General features: G+C 67.8%; 1 protein-coding gene. It reads right to left on the bottom strand.

Annotated features, from left to right (window positions below; translation table 11 throughout):
• Positions 1 to 491, bottom strand: a 491-nt coding sequence (locus AC3IMC_RS20450) for an L-serine ammonia-lyase, iron-sulfur-dependent, subunit alpha (RefSeq protein ID WP_490920728.1), incomplete at both ends; no start/stop codon positions are given.

Raw genomic sequence — 491 nt, 5'->3', positions numbered from 1 at the left:
AGCATTCCACGACGTTGACGGCGAGGCCGCCCATCGCTGTTTCCTTGTACTTGTCGCTCATGTCCTTGCCGGTTTCGCGCATCGTGATGATGACCTCATCCAGCGAGACGCGGTGCGTGCCGTCACCCCAGAGCGCCATCTTCGCGGCGTTGATCGCCTTCGCCGCGGCGATCGCGTTCCGCTCGATGCACGGGACCTGGACCAGCCCGCCGATCGGGTCGCAGGTCAGGCCCAGGTTGTGCTCCATCGCGATCTCGGCGGCGTTTTCCACCTGGGCAGGGGTCCCGCCCATCACCTCGGCCAGGCCAGCAGCGGCCATCGACGACGCCGACCCCACCTCGCCCTGGCAGCCCACCTCGGCCCCGGAGATCGAGGCCTGCTCCTTGTACAGCACGCCCACGGCGCCGGCGGCGAGCAGGAACTTCACCACTACATCGTTGCGGTCCTCCTGCGTGGCGGACTCCATCCCGGGCGCGAAATGCAGCGCGTAG

The organism is Arthrobacter sp. E70 (assembly GCF_058266945.1).
Note: the sequence above shows the minus strand (reverse complement) of the source record. Positions and strands in the feature narration are given on the sequence as shown.